This is a genomic window from Legionella qingyii (genome assembly GCF_003990155.1).
GTDB classification, from domain to species: domain Bacteria; phylum Pseudomonadota; class Gammaproteobacteria; order Legionellales; family Legionellaceae; genus Legionella; species Legionella qingyii.
This window is the reverse complement of sequence record NZ_RZGX01000002.1, coordinates 185,171-205,699: the sequence shown is the minus strand read 5'-3', so window position 1 is coordinate 205,699 and position 20,529 is coordinate 185,171. Positions and strand designations below refer to the sequence as shown.

The window sequence follows — 20,529 nt, the reverse complement described above, 5'->3', positions numbered from 1 at the left end:
ACACTGATTTCAATCTATGCTGTATTTAGATTGTAATTAAACCTCACATTCTGCCTCATTAAAACACATGAGCTGTTTTGTAATTTTTTTAATTACTTTTGTTCTTATTTCTTTTTCTCTTATAAAAAGATGCCCACTATCAAATTCATGGAACTCGCAATGCTCTAATGAATGCTCAGCCCATCCGTAATGGTCTGTAGGAGCGACCCAGGTATCTTGTTTGCCCAAGAATACCGTAGTGCCGAACGTTAAGGGCGATTCATCACGATAATTATAGTTTCTAACGATGTTCATATCGCCTATAAAAATGGGCAGTAACACTTTAATAATGCTCTTGTTCATTCGCTCATCGCTGTAATCAACGATACCATTTGCTTTAAATACGGTAGATAAGGCGGTTAATTGATCATCGTCTAACTCACTGATTCGTTCCGAATTTAAATCAAATAAATTGATATTCATTTGTTGTAGTTTTGCAAGCAGATTATCCAAACTTTTGGAGGGTATACGTGGATCTGGATAGGCCGATGCAAATAGATGTGCTGGCTGCGGCAGATGATGGCGACGTAAATATCGACTCAGTTCAAATCCAATAAGTGAACCAAAACTATGGCCAAAAAACGCAAAAGGTAAATTGAATTGAGGTTTTAGCTGATGGGCTAATAATGAAACCAAGGTATCGAGGTTATCAAGAGGTTGCTCCTCCATCCGATTTTCTCTACCTGGCAACTGTATCGGACACACCTCTATAAAATCAGGGAATTCCTGTTGCCATTCGCGATAAATTGAAGCACCACCGCCACCGTATGGAAAACAAAACAAGCGTACTTGGGCATTTGTTTGTATTTTTCGATTGGTGATCCAAAGCGTATCAAACTGGGTTTTAGGTTCAGGGGGTTCTTGTTTGGAACCTATCCATTGGCTTGCTAATACATATTCAGCAATCTCATTGATTGATGGACCTTGCATCATCAAGGGTAAAGAATAAGTGACACCAACGGTTGTTTCTATGATTCGGATTACTGCTAGTGCCATCAGCGAATCCATTCCTAGTTCATGTAAGGACTGAAAAGGGCTTATGTCATTTTGTGGCATGGAAAAGATCATGGCAAATTGCTCCATTAAATGATGGATTAATTTGTCTTTACACGCTTCATAGGGCAGTGATAAATCGAGTTGGAATTGAGATTGAATGTCCATGATTTGATTAATTTGCATCGTATCATTGAGTATGCTCATGTACAGGTCATGGCAAATGGCGATTACTTCATAGTTTTTATCCAGCAAGTACCAATCAGCAATGATGTGTTTTCCTTCTGGATGCAGCTCCTTTAATTTAGTGTATATATATTTCTGGTCTTCTAGTGAGCCATAAAATTCAAGAGCTCCCATATGTGATGCAATATAGGGTTTGTTGAATTGTTTAGGCAGTAATAAAAAGAGTGTCTGAATGCAGGCGTCAATGATTCCTGGATGCATTTGGGTTACAAATTGTTTTCCGCGCTCTGAGATTTTGGGTTCGCGTAACTCACAAAACAATTCCTCACTATTGGCCCAATATTGATGGGCCCAGCGAATCGTATCACCAGCAGGCATGCCCATGCTTGTTATTCGGTTATAAAACGTTTCCATAGTTCCTGAGACAGAACGTCGTTGCATGAGTTCTGTCTTGGTTTTAAGTTGGTTGGCGTAAGGAGTGGTATTCAGGACTAAAATACCGGTCGCATGTTCTACCCAGTGTTTTTTGCCATCATTGCTGTAAAAGCGGAACGCTAAGGTGTCGCTTTCTTCACCTGTTTCAATGATGAGATGTACTAAAACAGTTTTTCCATCCAGGACCAATATGGGTGATAAATAATTAAGGTTTTGCACCCTAAACGAAACGGTTTGTTGTAATTGTTTTGCTGCATACGCTAACATTTCCAGGTAATAACCCGCATGCAACACATAAAAGGTATCTTGTATTTCAGGCATTACTTTTGTATCAAAGACAAATTCAAATTGTCGTGCTGCTAAAGGTGAGGGGAGGGTTTTTCCTCGCATAGGGTAGGTTATAGCAGCTTTATCATTAAAACCTTGATCCAGGGTTGGCCAATATATTTTACGTTGCCATGGATAAAACGGCATATCCAGAGGGGGATAAGTGCGTTCTTCTTCATATTTTTTCCAATCAATTGGCACTTGGTTTACATAGTTTTTTGCCAAGGTCGCCAAGTCCATTGCTGCGAATTCCGCTATTTTAGTTGGATGAGTGGATTTTTTTTGCTCGTTGTTAATAAAAACAGACTCATTTGGGGCATCAAAATTGGCTCGTAGTGCCGCCAATTTTTGATACAGATCCGCAACTGAATCTGTAATTATTGCCAAACGTTGCGCAAAATGAGAACGCCTGATGTGGAGGTTATAACAAACCTGTGCCAAATTCGTTTCTGGATGATTTTTTAAATAATCACACCAAAGACCAATCAAATCAGCTAATGCAGCGGGCTCTTTTGCCGAAAGCGTAAATAATTCTTTATCTTTAGGAATGTTGTTGGTAAAAGTGGGTTGCTCATTTATAGAGGGTTCACGTAATACAAGATGAGCATTGGCTCCACCGAAACCAAAACCACTCACTCCAGCAATGCAGACATCACTGTATCTGGGTAATTTTTCTGCTTTACTTGGAATGCACAAAGAATAACGCTCAAATGGGATATGTGGGTTTGGATTAACAAAGTTAAGATGGGGTGGAATTAAACCATTTTTTAGAGCCAAAGCGACTTTAATTACACTCACGATACCTGCGGCAGGCTCCAAATGTCCTACATTGGTTTTCACAGAACTAATCCAACAAGGTTTTTCAGCATCACGATTTTTGCCAAGTACTTCGCCTAACGCTTGAATTTCAATAGGGTCACCTAGAAATGTACCCGTTCCATGGCATTCAACATAGGAAACATGCGCCGGATCGGTTTTAGCCATTCGATAAGCAGATCGCAATAATTGTTCTTGTTGTAAGCCATTAGGAGCAGTTAAACCATTTGTTTTACCATCTTGATTCATCGCACTCCCAGTGATTACTGCATAGATCTTATCTTTATCCTGTAATGCATTGGCAAGCGGCTTCAAAATAATGGAGCCGGCTCCTTCACCTTGTACATAACCATCTGCTTTGGCATCAAAAGTATGGCATTGTCCGGTAGGAGAAAGCATAGTCGCTTTAGCCAAAACAGAATGAACGGAAGGTAATAAATTGATATTTACTGCACTGACAAGCGCAGTATCACACAATTTGGCTTGTAGGTTTAAACAGGCTAATTGAATGGCGATGAGCGAAGACGAACAGGCCGTATCTAATACAAGGCTCGGTCCGCGTAGATCGAACAAATAGGATAAACGATTGGCTGCCATGCTGATGGCGCTTCCTGTAGGAATAAACAAAGCATCCATATCTGAATCGAGTTTTTGCAAGTGGCCAAACTGACTTGCATATAAGCTGGAGAAAACGCCCATATTGGAGCCTGCTAAAGCGTCAACGGTTAAACCTGCATCTTCAAGGGATTCGTAGGCGACTTCCAATAAGATACGTTGTTGTGGATCCATTCGCATTGCTTCACGAGGGCTAACACCAAAAAAATAGGCATCAAACGCTTCAATTTGCCGCAGATAGCCTCCCCAATAAGGCAAATTGGTATCACGCTGAGTTACTTCTCGAGTACCTTGCAAAAGCTTCCAACGTTCGTCAGGTATTGGCGAAATGACGTTCTTGCCTTGGCATAATAACTCCCAAAACTCTTGAGGGTTATTGGCTTCGGGTAAACGACAACTCACTCCAATAATTGCCACTGGATCAAATATCTTGTCGTTCTGTTCCTGCAAAAGCTTCTTGAGCTTTTGGATCATTAATAATGATTTTTTTAAAGTAGTTGTATCATTCATAAGCCAGCTCTAATTCTTTTAATTCCAATTCAAGCAATTCATTCAGTTGTGCCTCATTTAATTGATCCAGATCAAGAGTTTTCTCGGCACTACAAAGAGGTGCAGGGGCCGGCTCAATGTTAATTTGCACGCGTTGCATGATGTACTCGGTAAGTTGTTTCAGTGTAGGGTAGCGATATAAGTCCATAGGGGCGACTATGTCAGGGAAATGCTTACCCAGTTGCTCGGTATAATCAATGCCAGTAATGGAATCCATTCCATATTGTTGGAAGGGGGCTTCTCTGTCAATTTCAGTAACGTCCAATCCTAATACTGAAGCAAAGAGGTTCAAGACTAATGCTGTAATTTCTTCCTGATTTAATGAGGAAACAACCGTTGCTTGCGTATTTGCAGCATATTCAGCAACCAAATGTGTAAAGAAATCAAGCTGTTTGGCGGTAGCATTTACCTGTAAAAATTTCTTCCATTGAATCTTACATACTGTAATTTCAGCAGGATTTAATCTAAGAAGAACATGAAACAATGCAAGACCCTCTTTAATACTTAAAGAAGCCATGCCAACGGCATCTAAAAATGCATCATGATTATGTCTGTGGCTCATTCCTTTTTCTGACCAGGCGACCCAGTTAATACTTGATGCGGGTAAGTGCAAACTACGACGATATAAAGCAAGGCCATTCATAAACTCATTAGCTGCAGCATAAGCACTGAGTCCTGCCATACCAAAATGGGGAACCGCTGCAATGGATGAAAACAGCACGAAACAAGATAATGGCGCTTGCAAAAAGAGTTCATGCAATACCAGCGAACCCTGTATTTTTACGCGTAACACATCACGCCATAATGCTTCATCCATTTCGGCAATGGTGACATTATCGGTAGTGACGCCCGCTAAATGAAAAACGCCATCAATGGATTGTTGCCATGCTTTTTCGGCTTCCATAATGGCCTGGCGCATTTGTTCTTGATTCGCAACGTCTACCGCAGCATACCTAACTTGCGCCCCTTTAGCTTCTAACTGTTTGAGCCAGGTATTTTTCTCTAATGTTTTTGATGAGAGTTCTGTCGTTCCGGTAAGCAAAACAAAACGTGTTCCTTGGGCGACAATAAATTCTGCTACTTCATAACCTAAGGCACCCAGCCCTCCAGTAATTAACGCAGCTACAGGAGTTTTCCAGGAGGAAGGCATCTCATGATTGGGTGTTGTCCCATGAGGAATGAAGCGAATGGTGTAGCGTTCAGCGGCACGATAAGCAATATGATTTTCTTGGGCTTGGTAATGCCCCAATTCCTTGACCAGGATTTTGGTATTATGTTCTATACCTTCATTTGCATCCAAATCAAGTAGTAAAGCTTGGTATTTTGCTTGTTCGGCGGCAAAAATACGGGTCATGGACCAGAGATGATGTTGCCAGATATTGATGGTATCGGAAGAATTAACCTGTTGCGCTGATTGGGATGCAAGACAGAAGGTTAATTGATGTGACCACGAATGCTGCACTAGGGCTTGCAACAAATATAATAATGCCAAACTAGGATCGCTATGGTTTTCTTTAAGTGCAGGACATAAATAGATAACGCCTTTTAAATTGTCTCTATATTGGGCGTGAATTGTGGCAAAGAGCAGTTTATAATCAGTTTTTTGTGACGCATTGATGGTGAATACATCGTTTTCAATCATGGCGTATTGATCGCGAATAAAACAATAAATACCTCTATTCTCGCCAAGTTCTTTTTTTAATGAAGGTACGGATTCTGGCTCACAGAAAATAAGCCATTTTCCTTCGCTATTGATTAATCCAGGCTGGGTTGCTTGAGGTTTTTTCTCCCACTGGGTAGTGTAAAGCCAATCCTGGCTATCAATCATTTCAGTGTTAGCAACAACCGCTTGAATCGCGGGTTCCACCACTATAGGTTGCGCCATAGGTACTATTTCTACTTCTTTTGTAGGTATCCAGCAGCGTCGTTTAGCAAATGGATACGTAGGTAAAGAGACAATATGCGGCAATTGTTGTTGGTATAATTGTTCCCAATCCACTTTTGCTCCATTGACCCAATGTTGAACCAATTCTTCATAGCGTGCATCACGAATTAATTCAGCAATCGGTTGTAGGTTACTTTGAGAATGATGATTTATCCAGGTTTTTGTGCCCTTGTGTTGAGGATAGTTTGCAAGTGCCACAAGTAATTCATCTGTATTTGATACAATTACCGCGAAGCGTGCTGCCATATGTTCACGTCCTGTTTGTAACGTGAAGCATGCATCTCTAAGCCATTCTTTATGTTTTACATGGCTGTTTTGCAGTATATAACCATGCATTTGCTGTATTTGTGCTGACAAACGTTCTTCGTTTAATGCAGATAATAAAAAGATATATGGAACATTCACCGTGCTCTGCTGTTTTACGGGTGGTATGTATTCTTCAACAATCATATGTACGTTTGCACCACCTGCACCAAAAGAGCTTACCCCGGCGCGACGAGGTACATTATCACCAGGCTGCCAATCAGTGTATTCTTGTTGAACATAAAAAGGAGAGTTTTGAAAATCAATAAACGGGTTCAATTGCGTGGTATGTAATGTAGGCGCTAATTTTTTGTGGCGCATTTGTAAGAGTACTTTTGCCAATTGTGATACGCCTGCTGCGGATTCCAAATGTCCAATATTGGATTTGACTGAACCAACGGCACAAAATTGTTTGTCTTCCGTATAGTGTTCAAAGGCATCTTGCAAACCACGAATCTCTATAGGATCTCCTAAGGCTGTACCTGTGCCATGTGCTTCAATGTAAGAGATGGTTCGCGCATCAATATCGGCATTTTTTAAAGCTTGCAAAATCACCGCTGCTTGGGCGTTAGGATTGGGAACAGTATAACCGCTGGTTTTTCCCCCATGGTTCATGCTGCTGCCTTTAATAATCCCGTAAATCATATCATTATCAGCAATTGCATCAGCTAAAGGTTTCAACAAGACAGTGCCGACGCCTTCTGAGGGTACATAACCCGTACCTCCATCCGAAAAACTTGTACATCGGCCTTGCTCGGACATAAAATTAAAACTGCCCAAAAAGTGATACTTACTCGGGTGTAACGACAAATTCACCCCGCCAGCGATTGCCATGGCACAATCACCACGCAAGAGGCTTTCACACGCCAGATGAATTGCCGCCAGCGAGGAAGAACACGCTGTATCGACAACAAAGCTTGGACCATTTACATCAAGAAAGTAAGAAATTCGGTTTGCTACTGAGAATGATTGGATATCCAATGGCACTCGATTTCCTTTTTGCCATTCTTCTGCGATAAACAATGGGTAAAAATTATAAGTCACCCCAGCAAAAACGCCGACTGAATTTTTGGCTTTTCGCTTTAATTTGTCTCGTGTATAACCTGCATCCTCCAGCGTGGACCATACTGACTGCATAAACAAACGCTCTTGTGGATCCATCAGTCCTGCATCACGTGGCGAGATATTAAAAAACAGGGGATCAAATTTATCGATATCCGGAATAAAACCTCCATGTGGGAAATAGTGTTCTTCACCTCCAATCTGTACTGGATAGTCTTTATAATTCCAGCGCTCAACAGGAACCTGACCCACACAATCCCGTCCGGAACTTAAGTTTTGCCAAAACTCATCCATGGAGTTGGCCATTGGAAATGTGCCGCTTAAACCAATAATGGCAATGTCCTTAGATGAATGATTAGCATGTTTGAAGGTAGAGGTTATGGGTTTAACCGTTTCCATATCAAGGGGGGCTACCATCGGCGTAACATCACTCTCAGACACAAGCGCAGACAATTGTTCCTTATGATTTTTTATAAAATATTTAGCTAAATCATTTAATCGGTTACGTTCGTAGAGTAATGTTTTGGGTAAGGTACCGAAGTCTTTTTCCAACCGGTTCGTAATTTCCAAACCGATCAAAGAATCAACACCATAAACTTCATAGGTCTCATCCGCTTGGATAAGTTCAGGAGAGGTACGTAATTTTTCTGCGAATATCTGTTGTAAGTAAGCTAAAGTCTGGCTAGAGAAATCCATTATTCCCTTATTAACTATAGGAACCACGGGTTGGGGTGTTGCTATGGAGTTTGTTTCCAGATCATACCAGTAGCGTTGTTTTATGAATGGATAGGCAGGTAACGTACCCATACGCTGAATTCGTTCCTCGACATACAGCTGTTGCCAGTCAATGACATAATGTTTCGTATATAAATCAGCCAGAATAAATAAGTTATGACGATATTGATCGGAGTTCTCTGGCTGGTGCAATTTTTTGATCGCAGCTTGATAAACTTCATCAAATACTGGCCCCTGAATCGTCCAGGTTTGGCCCTCGTTCATCATGCAATATTCAGGAGTTTCATGGTTGCTTAACCCGTTTAATGCATGACACAAGGCATCAACAGAATTGACTACCAACGCACAGCGGTACATAAAATGAGCTCGGCCCACATTTAGGGTAAAACTCAGTGAGGGTAAGGAAATCGTATCCTTATTCTTATGAAGCCATTGCTGCAGGTCGACTATTTTTTGGTGCAAACTTTCCTGCTGTTTGGCTGAAAGTGTGATTAAATAATAGGGTTTCGCCTGATGGTTCTCCATTAGTCTTTGGTGGGGGCGACCCTCCTCCAATACGACATGAGCGTTCGTTCCACCAAATCCAAAAGAGCTGATTCCCGCGCGCAGCGGGATGTCTGCGCCGAACTCATTTTTGATGCGTTGCCAAGCCCGAGTTTCTTTGACAATGGTGAAGGGGGTGTCAGTTAAATTGATATAAGGGTTTAACTCCTGAAAATGTAAAATACCGGGTAGCGTCTCATGAGTCATGGCCAAAAGCAGCTTAATAATTCCTGCAATTCCTGATGCAGGTTCTAAATGACCGATATTTGTTTTGACAGAGCCTAAAGCAATCGAATTTTGCTTTGCTTTCGATGCAAGCAAGGACGAAAATGCGAGTTTTAATCCTTCAATCTCAACAGGATCACCTAAAGCGGTTCCTGTTCCATGAGTTTCAATGTAGGTTACAGTATTGGGATCGATATTGGCCTGTGTGTAAGCGCGAATCAACAATTCACTCTGGGCTTTTGCGTTGGGTGCTGTCAACGATTGCGCTTTACCGCCATGATTTACTGCTGAGGCTTTAATGATCCCATAGATGTGATCGCCATCTTCTTGTGCTTGTTTTAAAGGTTTTAGCAAAAGGCTGGCGACTCCTTCACCTTTAACGTAGCCATTTGCGCTTTTATCAAAAGTTTTGCAACGACCATCTGCAGATAAGGCGCCCAATTGACTCGTAACTACTAGGGTGTCTGGGCTCAAGATGAGACTAACGCCGCCCGCGATAGCCAAATCGCATTCGCCTTGGCGAATTGCTTGTACTGCGCGATGAATTGCAACTAAAGAGCTTGAACAGGCGCTATCGATGGCTTCACTTGGTCCTTGGAAATTGAAAAAGTAGGAAACACGATTGGCAATCATGCTGTGCGAGTTTCCTGTTGCAATAAATCCATGATGTTCATTTTGCTGTTTGGCAATTAAAGTCTGATATTCACTGAACTCAACGCCAGCAAAAACCCCAACATTTTGCGAGGATAATGCAAAAGGATCGTAACCTGCATCTTCAATGGTTTTCCATACCGTTTCCAAAAAGAGTCGTTGTTGGGGATCCATAAGATTCGCTTCTCGGGCCGAAATATTAAAGAATCCCGCATCGAATTGATCAAAATTGTTGATAAAAGCACCCCATTTGGAGTTACTTTGATGTGCTTCATTTCCATAATAATCACGCCAGTTCCAGCGTTCTTCTGGGATCTCGGTGACTAAATCATGGCCTTCAACCAAATGCTGCCAAAATGCAGCTGGATTATCTGATTGTGGGAAAATCCCTTGCATACCAATAATGGCAATTGCTTCAGTTTCGCTCGTTGCAATACACTTTGGTTTTACTGTAGGGGCATTCATTTGCAGGTGTGCTACTTCGTGGTGTGCCTGAGCCACGGCTTGCGGAAATTGGTTAATCAGGTATTCACCAATTAAGCGCACACTGCTGTGTGTAAAGAACACGGCAGGGGTGAATTCGATTTGGTAGTGTTCTGTGATCTTTTTAGCCAATTGAATAAAATGTACGGAATCCATCCCATATTCACCAAGATTTTTTTCCAGTGCAATCCGGTGTGGCGGTATTTTCAATATCTGAACGACTTGCCGAATAAGATAAGCATTCAGTTTATCAACGAGTGCATTTTGGGTTAATGCCAAATTGGCTTGTCTATTCTCGGCAGAGGTCAGTTGTTCTTCATCAGAATACCAATAATGTTCCTTAGCAAAAGGATAAGTAGGTAAGGAGATTTTTTTCCTGGATTCACCTGCATGAACTTGATGCCAATCTAGATTTTGACCTTCAACATAGAATTTTGCCAGCGCGAGCAAAGTCTCTTTATATTGAGACGGATGCGACAATTGCTGTATTAATATAGGTACGATGGTGGAGTTAATTAGTGCATTTTCAGCATTTTTTCCAGCGTGTATTTGCACAAACAATGGCGCGGTATGTTGCTGTGCTTTAAATTGTTGGATTAATTGGACTGCTTCATCAAGCGTGCTTACCACCATAGCGCAACGGCAGTCAAAATGACTTCTGCCTGCATTTAAGGTGTAACTCACTTGTTCGAGTTGGGCTAATGGATTTTGTTCGAACCAGCTTAATAAATCATCGAGACGTTGATTTAAAGCCAATTCGGTTTTGGCAGATACTGTGAGCAAATAATGCGATTTGTTGTTTGTCGGTGAAGGCAGTACCTCCGGTGCTTCAGATAAAATTAGATGCGCATTAGCACCTCCAGCACCAAAAGAGCTGATCCCGGCAATTCGTGGCACATTGGGTGATGGTTGTTGCCATTTGCTAACGGTTTGCTGCACACGAAACGGTGTCGTCGACCAATCTATGTTGGTGTTCAAAGTTTCCGAGAACAAAGAAGGCACCAAGGTCTGGTATTGTAATTGCAACACCACTTTGGTTACTGCAGCAATTCCTGCCGCAGACTCACAATGACCGATGTTAGATTTTACTGAACCAATGGCGCAATGGTATGGCATGTGTTTTTGACTAAATACTTTATTTAATCCGGCCATTTCAATCGGGTCGCCAAGTGAGGTTCCGGTGCCATGCGCTTCTATATAACTCACATGTGCTGGATTAATATGGGCTTTTTGGTATGTTTCAGCAAGCAATTTGGCCTGTGCGTTGGGGTTAGGTACGGTGTAACCGTTTGTTTTTCCACCATGATTAAGATGACTGCCTTTAATCACCGCATAAATAAGATCTCCATCGGCTAATGCTCTATCCAAGGGTTTTAATAGTATTGCACCGACGGCTTCACCGGGTACATAGCCATCGCCACCCTCTCCAAAACTTCGGCAATGCCCGTCACTTGCCAAAAATTTTCCATGACTTAGCAACAGATATTTATTGGGATGCAAAGAAAGATTCACGCCACCAGCGAGCGCCATCTCACATTCGCCTTCGTGAATGCTCTGGCAGGCTAAATGAATTGCAGTAAGGGAGGAAGAGCACATCGTATCCAGCGCAATACTCGGGCCATGAAAATCAAAAAAATAGGAAACTCGATTGGCGATTGAAGCAAATATGGAGTTTGTTGGCACAAATGGATTCGGATGAGCCGGTTCATTACCAAATAACTGATATTGCCCATACATCACGCCTACATAGACGCCTACTTTTTTTCCGGCTAATGTTTCATGGGCATATCCGGCATCTTCTATGGTTTTCCAGGCTGTTTCTAAAAATAATCGCTCCTGGGGATCCATCATTGCAGCTTCGCGTGGCGAAATATTAAAAAACAGGGGGTCGAATTGATCGACATCGGTTAAAAAACCACCCCATTTACTGTATGTTTTTCCGGGATTGTTTTGATCTCCATCAAAATAGTCCGCCAACGCCCATCGCTCCTTGGGAATTTCTCGGATACAGTCCTTTCCTGCGTATAGATTATGCCAAAATGTGGTTAAATCTTTAGCTTCTGGATAACGTCCGTTCATACCAATAATGGCGATATCTTGCGACTTCGGTGTATTTCTTGTAACACTGGGCGAGATGGCCAATGGAAGAATTGAATTTATCAGAGTGACTTCAACATCAGTTAAGTGTGGCATTAATTCATTGGCATGATGTTCCATGAAGTATTCGGCTAAATCGGCCACATTTCGGTATTCAAAAAATAATGTTTTGGGTAATGCACTAAATTCATTGGCTAAGCGCTGATTCAGTTGAATGATCATCAAGGAATCAATGCCATAATTTTCGAAAGGTGATTTGGGGTCAATGTGTTCTGGCGGACACTTCAAGGTTTCAGCAAGTATTTTTCTTAAAAAGCGCTCAGTCTGTTTGCGAAAATCCGGGTTAAGGACTGGGCGCTGAGTCGCTATTGATTGGTTTAGTATCGAGTTATTTTGTAATGCACTCGTGAGTTTTTGTTGATACCCCGGGAGCACAATACAATTCGGAGAATGATACTGTAATGCCTGCAAGAATGCGGTGAATCCCTGTTGTGTCGATAAACTGATAATACCCAGGTTTTCTTCAAGGACCTGTTGGTATTCAGGAGCAATGCGTAATCCTCCTTCCTCCCAAAGTGGCCAGTTAATCGAAACAGTATGTCCGAAACAATGACCAAGAGCTCTTTGTCGTTCGCGCTCGCAGGCAAACTCATCTAGAAAACAATTGGCATAAGCATAATCGCTTTGCCCTGCATTACCGAACACGGCAGCGACAGAGGAAAAAAGCACAAAGAACTCTAAAGGTTCGTTAAGCGTTGCTGCATGCAAATTACAAGTGCCATAAATTTTAGGTGCTAACACCTTGGCGATTTCAGGGATTGTTTTATTAACAATAAATCCATCACGGGTAAGGCCTGCCGCATGAATAATGCCATTAATTGCACCAAAACGCTCTTTGGTACTTCGAATAAGGTTCTGGACTTCTTCGTAAGATGACACGTCCGCGGCTATGTAAGCTACCGAGGCATTCTTCTGTTCCAGTGCTGCAATCCGTTTTTGATGCTGCTCCGAAAGGGGTGAACGGCCGGTTAAAACAATTTTGGCTTGATAATGCTCTGCCAAATAAGTGGCAAACAAATAACCGAGTTCTCCCATACCTCCAGTAATTAAATAAACCCCAGATTTCTTAAGCGTCTGTGGCATTACCATTGGGGTAGGATGCGATTCATAATGGCGAACGTATCGATGGTTTTGTGCATCGTAGCGAACTTCAATCTCATTTTGAGTCAGTTCCTGCGCAAGTAGGCCAAGATCCTGTAATTCAATAAAACGGCATGAGATATTGGATTGTTCTTGGTGTAGGCTTTTTGCAAAGCCGACTAAAGCACGTGAATAAAGCGAATGGTTTTTACTAATACAAACTAATTGCACTGGATGCTTGGGCTTTAATTTACAGATTTGGCCTGTTAGCGTTTGAAGCAGATAGTAAGTTCGCTCCAAATTTTTTTGAGTGGAGTCAATTTTTGTAGCTGAATAGGGTTCATCATTGAAGTCTTCCAGAGCAATAATAACGCATTCGCTAGGTGAGTCGAGTATCACATCTGCGGGATAAGAATCTTGTACAAGCAGGGATGAGACAGTCTGAACTGGAACGTGGTCCTTAATTGATTGTATGAATTGCGGGTCACTTCCTAAAATCAGGATGGAGTCTGGATGTTTTGTTGATGAGTGCAGAGGTTGAATATCCCATTTGGGAGAATAATAAGCTACCGTCGCTTCGGGTTTAACAGCCTCATGCACTGCGCACAAGGTAAATCCCGTAATGACCAATAAGAGGGTTCCTTCTGTATCGGTAACTTGAATATTAAATACGGGCATATGCTGGTTATCTGCCGCAGAAATCAAGTTGGCACGTACATAACACGTATTGGTTAAAGCCTTATAAACATCGATTTGTGTTATAGAAAAGGGTAGGTAAAGCAGTTCACGATTTTTAAGCAGTACCTGAGTGGTCTGTAAAATCCCATCGAACATACAGGGATGCAATATGAATTCGTTATTGTTAATGGGGAGGGTTGCAGGCAGGGTAAGTTCTGCCAAAAGGTTATTCTCATCAAAGTTTAGGGTTTGAATGACCTGAAAAGCCGGACCGTAGGTTATCCCTATATTTTTAAAATAGGTATAAATTGCATCGGGGTCTTGAGTTTGGGGCAATGCAGTTTTTAATTCCTGAAGGTTAAGCGCTAGGTGAGGGGCATCGGGAGTACTATCCGCACAATAGATATCGCCACTCATGTAGGAAATAGTCCCATCTTTATCCGTTAATGCAAATGAGACACAATCGGCTTCAGGAACTAAACGGACATGTAGGGGATAGGATAAATCCAGGGTTTTGATCGGTTTTTGCCATGTTATCTTACTTAGTGTGATAACGTGCTGATTATTTGAAGCTAGGCTTACAGCAACGCGAACCATTTCCAAACACACAGCCCCAGGCAAAACTGCTTCATCATTTAACCGATGTTCTTGCAAATAAAATTCATTTCCTGAAAATTGCTTACTAAAAACAGAAGTGGAGAATGTAGATATATTTTCATCGATTAATGGATGCATACCCTGATGCGATTTACTTTTGAGTTCTACCCAATGCGTTTCTTTGGCGAATGGATAAGTAGGAAGCGATATTTTCTCCCTATAATCACCATAGATTGTGCTCCAATCAATCGATTGGCCTTGCAGGTATCTATTGCGTATCCGATTCAAATCGGAAGCATGTTCATGATTTGTATTGGATAGCTCGGTTGCAAGCACGTATTGCTCAATATCTTCGCTGGATGAAATAGACTTCAAATACTCCTTTAATTCTTCAACAGTCTTCACAATCACACAAAAACGCTTGGAAAAATGCTGCCTGCCTGCATTCAGAGTGTAGCTGAGTGCCGCTAAAGAAGGTCCATTTCGTTGTTGCTCCAACCATTTGAGCAACTCAGCAGCTCGTTGCTGCAATGCGGATGTTGTCATTGCAGATAAGCTAATTAGATAGGAAGAATGATTAAAAGATAAGGTTTGGGGGCGCTCTGGACTTTCTTCAAGGATAATATGAGCATTGGCGCCGCCAAAGCCAAATGAACTCACTCCAGCCCTTCTTGGAGTATTTGCTGTTTTCGGCCATTTGGTTGGCTGATTCAGGAGATAAAATGGACTGTCCTCAATCTCAATATAAGGATTTAATTCATTTAAATGTAGGTTAGCTGGTAAAAGTTCATGACGCATCGCTAATAAAATTTTAATGATTCCCGCAATTCCTGCTGCTGATTCCAAATGACCAATATGTGTTTTCACTGCTCCTAATCCACAATATTGTTTGGGTAAGGACTCAAGCTGTTGTTCCAAGGCCAGGTATTGGAATGCTTTTTTTAAGCCATTTATTTCAATAGGATCACCTAATGGAGTTCCCGTTCCATGGGTTTCGATGTATTGAATGGTGTCAACTGTTATTTGCGCGCGTTGACATGCTGCGATGATCACTTCTGCTTGTGCATTGGGATTGGGGGCGGTGAGCGTATTGACATGTCCACCGTGATTCACTGCACTTCCCTTAATCACCCCATAAATATGGTCGCCATCATCTAAGGCCTGAGTTAGTTTTTTCAATAAAATGGCACCCGCGCCTTCACCACGGACATAGCCATTGGCATTTTTATCAAAAGTTTTACAACGCCCATCCTCACTTAACATCCCCGCTTGATTGGCGGCAATAAATGAGGTGGGGGTGAGCAAAGCATTCACTCCGCCAGCAAGGGCAAGATCGCAATCACCGTGTAAAAGCGCTTGGACTGCCTGGTGAACCGCGACGAGGGAACTGGAGCACGCTGTATCAATTGCCTCACTCGGTCCACGCAAGTTTAAAATGTAGGAAATACGATTGGCAATCATGCTGTTCATGGTACCTGTTGTAAGATAGGCGTCCATGACCTCATTTTTCTGCAGCAATTCGGCGTAATCATGATTAAATACCCCTACAAACAAACCCGTTTTCAATGTGGCCAAGGTTGAAGGGCTATATCCAGCATCTTCAATTGTTTTCCAAATGGTTTGGAGAAATAATCGTTGTTGTGGATCAATTAACTCAGCTTCGCGAGGCGAGATATTAAAAAACGTTGCATCAAATTGATCGATATGATCAATAAACCCCCCCCATCTCACAGTCAAATCACGCCAGTTCCAGCGAGATAAGGGGACTTCACTAATGCAATCTTTCCCCTGCGATAAATTATTCCAAAAGGCATCTACATCGGAGGCTTGCGGAAATACACCACTCATTCCGATAATGGCAATATCATTTGATTCATCGCGAAGTGGCTTTTCTTCATGATGCACTGTTTCAACGCTTTGTTCAGCTAATAAGTCGGTATAAAATTTTGCTAAAGTGGCATATTCATATAAAGCAGCCGGGGATAAGGTAAGATGATACGTTTCATTGAGCACTGTAGTGAGATGAATAATATTAATCGAATCGAAGGAATAGCGACTCAGAGGAGCATCTAAGTCGATTTCTTTCTCATCTATGTTGAGTACATTGGCTACTAACGTACTGAATTCATTTTGCTTACCATGGTTTGCATTGTAGTTTGTGGTGGTGTTCTCGGATAAATCCTGAGCCAATACCGCCAGGCTTTGCTCATTAAATAGTGATTGCGCTTTTTTTCGTTGTAATTTGCCACTGCCCGTTTTAGGGATGGCCCCTTTGGGGCTTAAAACCACTTCATGAATATCAACACCATGATGCTTAGTGATTGCATGACGAATTGCATTCTTGATTTCAGGCCATAATGATGGAGGTGTTTCTTCTGCCAGTTCCTGCACAATAATAATTTTTTCTTTGTTTGCTATTTCTGTAGAAAATGCTACTTGCGGAAGTTTTATCTTGAACTGAGAGAGTGCGTGGGCAACCGTGATTTCCAAATCAAGAGGATAATATTTCTTTCCATAAACCACGATGACTTCTTTTAATCTACCGGTTAAATAAATTTCATCATTTAGGATAAATCCAAGGTCTCCCGTTTTAAAATAGTGGAGATCACTGCCTGGAATGGTTGCATGGAACACGGCTTGAGTTTCATCAGGACGTCGCCAGTATCCATGAGCCAGTGATTTGCCGGATAACCAAATTTCACCAGTTTCGCCAGTAGCAACGGGTTGCTTTGTTTCAGGATCAACAGCAATTGCTAGCAATCCTGCCAATAATTTACCGCTGCTGACTAATCGTCGTTGAAGAGGATTTGCATCGGTTTGAGGTGGTAAGGAATGAGGCTCACAACCAAAAGAGGTTACTGCAATTGCACCAGACAATTCAGACATGCCATATGCGGAACAAAACTTATTTAACGAAAATCCGCAAGAACGAAACTTGGTGGCGAAATCAATAAGCGTTTGATATTGAACAATATCCCCCCCATTAACTGCTACTTTCCAGTGTTTTAAATTGAGTTGTGCAAGTTCCATTTCTTTGATGTCACGCACGCAAATATCATAACCAAAGTTTGGGCAACCACTATGAGTTACTCGATATGTTGAAATAGCGGATAACCAGGTAACAGGTTTGTTAATGAATGCGGCCGGAGGCACAATAATGGCTTGTGTTCCGTGATATAAGGGAACTAATATCCCACATACCAGTCCATATACATGAGTATGGGGAGCCCAGGTCAAGGTGATACTCTTTTTGGTGTAATGCCAAGCTTTAATGGTTTCTTGCAAACTATGCTTTAAATTTCCATGCGTGATGATTGCGGCTTTGGGAGTCGAAGTCGACCCCGAGGTATATTGTAGGTAGGCTACGGTGTCATCACTAATCGGGATTGATTGATAATCTTCTGCAGACTGAGTTTTGATTGCATCAGTAGCCAGTACAGGTACCTTTCTCTTTAGGATTGTTTCAATACTTGAATGATACTGAGACAAGCTTAGGACTGCGGTAATTTCAGCATCCTCAGCAATAGTATTCAGGAATGCCTCATGCTTCGCAAATTCATCTATTTTAGGGCAAGGGATTGGTATGGCAATGATGCCAGCATACCAACATCCGATTAAACTGGTTACAAATTCAATTCCAGTCGGATAAAGAAGAATGACGCGATTGCCAGTCATTTGCCGGGTTTGTAATTGTGCGGCAATGATTTTTGCATGGTAATCCAACTCAGCTAAGGTAAGTCCGGCTGTTTTATGTTCACCATCTTCCAAGTAAAGAATTGCTTCTTGATGAGGATATTTTTGGGCTCTGTTTTGTAATACATTAACAATGTTCTGCATGAGCAACTTCCATTTGCTAAATCCCGGTTTGGTTGCATCATGCTATCAATACTCGCAAATAATGTCATCTCCATCTTGAGAGATATTATTGTATTCTAGGTGAGCAAAGCATTACCCGGGATTTACAGATCTCAGTTTATGGTTCGCTACATTTGGGCTACTAATGTATTTGTTTTACCAGTTAGTCAATGCTTCATAGGTATTTGTGGAGTGAGTTTTTAAGAACTCAGAAAAATCTTTGATATCCAGGGGTTTGCTAAAGTAATAGCCTTGCATGATATAACATCCGTTTTCTTTTAAAAATTTAATTTGCTCCAGTGTTTCTACACCTTCTGCTAGACAATCAATATTCATTCGATGGGCCAGGGCAATAGTGTTTATTACAATATTTCTGCTATCAATGCTGACTTCAATATCTTGAATAAAGGTTTTATCAATTTTTATTTTGTTGACTTTAAATAACTTAAGGTTACCAAACTCTGAATAACCGGTACCGAAGTCATCAATCGCTAGAGAGATACCCATTTCGGTAAATTTATTAATAATTGGAATGGCTTCGTTTTGAAATGCATTGGACTCTGTTAATTCCAGCTCAAGGTACTTGGGTGATAGTTTTAGTTGATTTAAAATTTTCTCAATGCGGTCAACAAGATCTTGTTGTATTAGCTGTTTTGCTGACAAATTAACTGAAATAACTAATTTAGAGCCGCTGTTGTGCCATTGTTTTAATTGATGACAAGCAGTGTTTAATACCCATTCACCAATTGGAAGAATCATGCCGTTGGCTTCTGCTAAAGGAATAAACTCCATTGGAGAAAGCATTCCTAACACAGGATTTTTCCAACGTACTAAAGCCTCGGCACCACAAACTGTTCCTGTTCTTAAATCAATAAAGGGTTGGTAATGTAGGATGAGTTCATTGTTTTCAATCGCACGATAGAGTTGATTTTCAATATTCAATTGTCTGGAGGCATCCGCAGTAATTACTGTATTGTAAATGCGTACACTATTTCCCCCGCGCTCGGTGGCTAGTGTTCGTGCTGCCTCTGCGTGTGTAATCAGTGTATCTACATCTCGACCATCAGTCGGAAATATACTGATGCCTATGCTTGCTGTTAAATTTAATTCTTGTTGGGCAACATATACAGGATTTTCTAGTACAGCGAATAAATCCTGAGTACTGTCTTCCACTTCCAGTGCATCAATGATTGGATCTATTAAAATAACAAATACATCTTTACGTAATAGCGAAATGAAATATTTTTTATTTTTCTCTGCAAGTTGTGCAAAACGTTGGGCAATACGATGAATAATCGTAGCGGATGCTTGATGACCGATACTATCATTAATTTTCATCATATTGTTTAATGAAAAACAGGCAATAGCAAATTTTTGATGTTCTTTAACGGCTCTTTCAGAGACATTTTGAATGTGATCATAAAGAAAACGCTCATTAGGTAAATCAGTTAATAAATCATGTGTTGCCTGATAGGTTACCAATTTCAGTGATTTTTCTAATTCCTCTGTGCGTTCTTTAACTCGTTGTTCTAACAAGGTATTCATATTTTCCAGTTTATGACTAAGTAATGCGTTTTCATAACCCAAACGAAATACTTTTAAAATGATTCTATTCCCAACAATGCAAGCAATGAGCATAAATATCCCAAGCACGAGAAACGAGCCTGTAACCGACATGCTAATGCGACTGGCTTCAGAATGAAATAAAGCACTGACTAAATACAGGTGATATAAAATTGTTGGGGTGAGTAAACAAACAATACTGATGACCCCCATTGTTAAATCAATTGCAGTTGAGAAGGAAAAGCAAATCAAAACAGCAGACAAAAAGATAATGGTGGTCATCCGCTGATCCATGCCATCACTCATAAACAAAATACCAATACTGCTCCATATCAGACAGATTAAAATTACAAGAAAGAGAAACCCTTTTCGACATTTAAGAATTTCTTTGCGGGTTATATGGTTGTACTCAAAACGAAAGGCCCATAAGACATTGAGCAAGTTTGCAAGCACCATAATGCTATACCAGGAAATGATTAATGCAGGCCGGGTAGAACCATAAACTGCAAGCACGTAAAGTAACGCACCAAAAATATTGGCAAATGCACCAAGCTTGACCATGCTGTGAAAGGACTTGGCTGTTTCAAACTCAATTTTACGATCGATCTCGCGCTGCTCGCTGGAAGTCAGTTGCGGTGCTTCGATAAATTTAAGTCCTTTAATGGGCTTTGACATATAAGCTCCTTGCTCTA

The 20,529-nt window shown here is 41.3% G+C and carries 3 protein-coding genes; all 3 read right to left on the bottom strand.

Annotated elements, in window-relative coordinates; genetic code table 11:
- Nucleotides 1-36 precede the first annotated feature (36 nt).
- The 3 genes from ELY20_RS02045 to ELY20_RS02035 all read right to left on the bottom strand — a co-directional run bounded on the left by ELY20_RS02045 (nucleotide 37) and on the right by ELY20_RS02035 (nucleotide 20,512).
- Nucleotides 37-3,921 carry a beta-ketoacyl synthase N-terminal-like domain-containing protein gene (locus tag ELY20_RS02045; protein WP_110141037.1) on the bottom strand — a complete coding sequence of 1,295 codons (3,885 nt, stop codon included), beginning with the start codon at nucleotides 3,919-3,921 and terminating at the stop codon, nucleotides 37-39.
- Nucleotides 3,914-18,256 (bottom strand): SDR family NAD(P)-dependent oxidoreductase, encoded by a 14,343-nt coding sequence (locus tag ELY20_RS02040; RefSeq protein WP_110141038.1) that lies wholly within the window; start codon nucleotides 18,254-18,256, stop codon nucleotides 3,914-3,916. The genes ELY20_RS02045 and ELY20_RS02040 overlap by 8 nt, the downstream gene beginning before the upstream one ends.
- Nucleotides 18,257-18,430: 174 nt before the next feature.
- Entirely contained in the window at nucleotides 18,431-20,512 is a 2,082-nt protein-coding gene (locus ELY20_RS02035; protein ID WP_110141159.1) for a putative bifunctional diguanylate cyclase/phosphodiesterase, read from the bottom strand.
- Nucleotides 20,513-20,529: the final 17 nt, after the last annotated feature.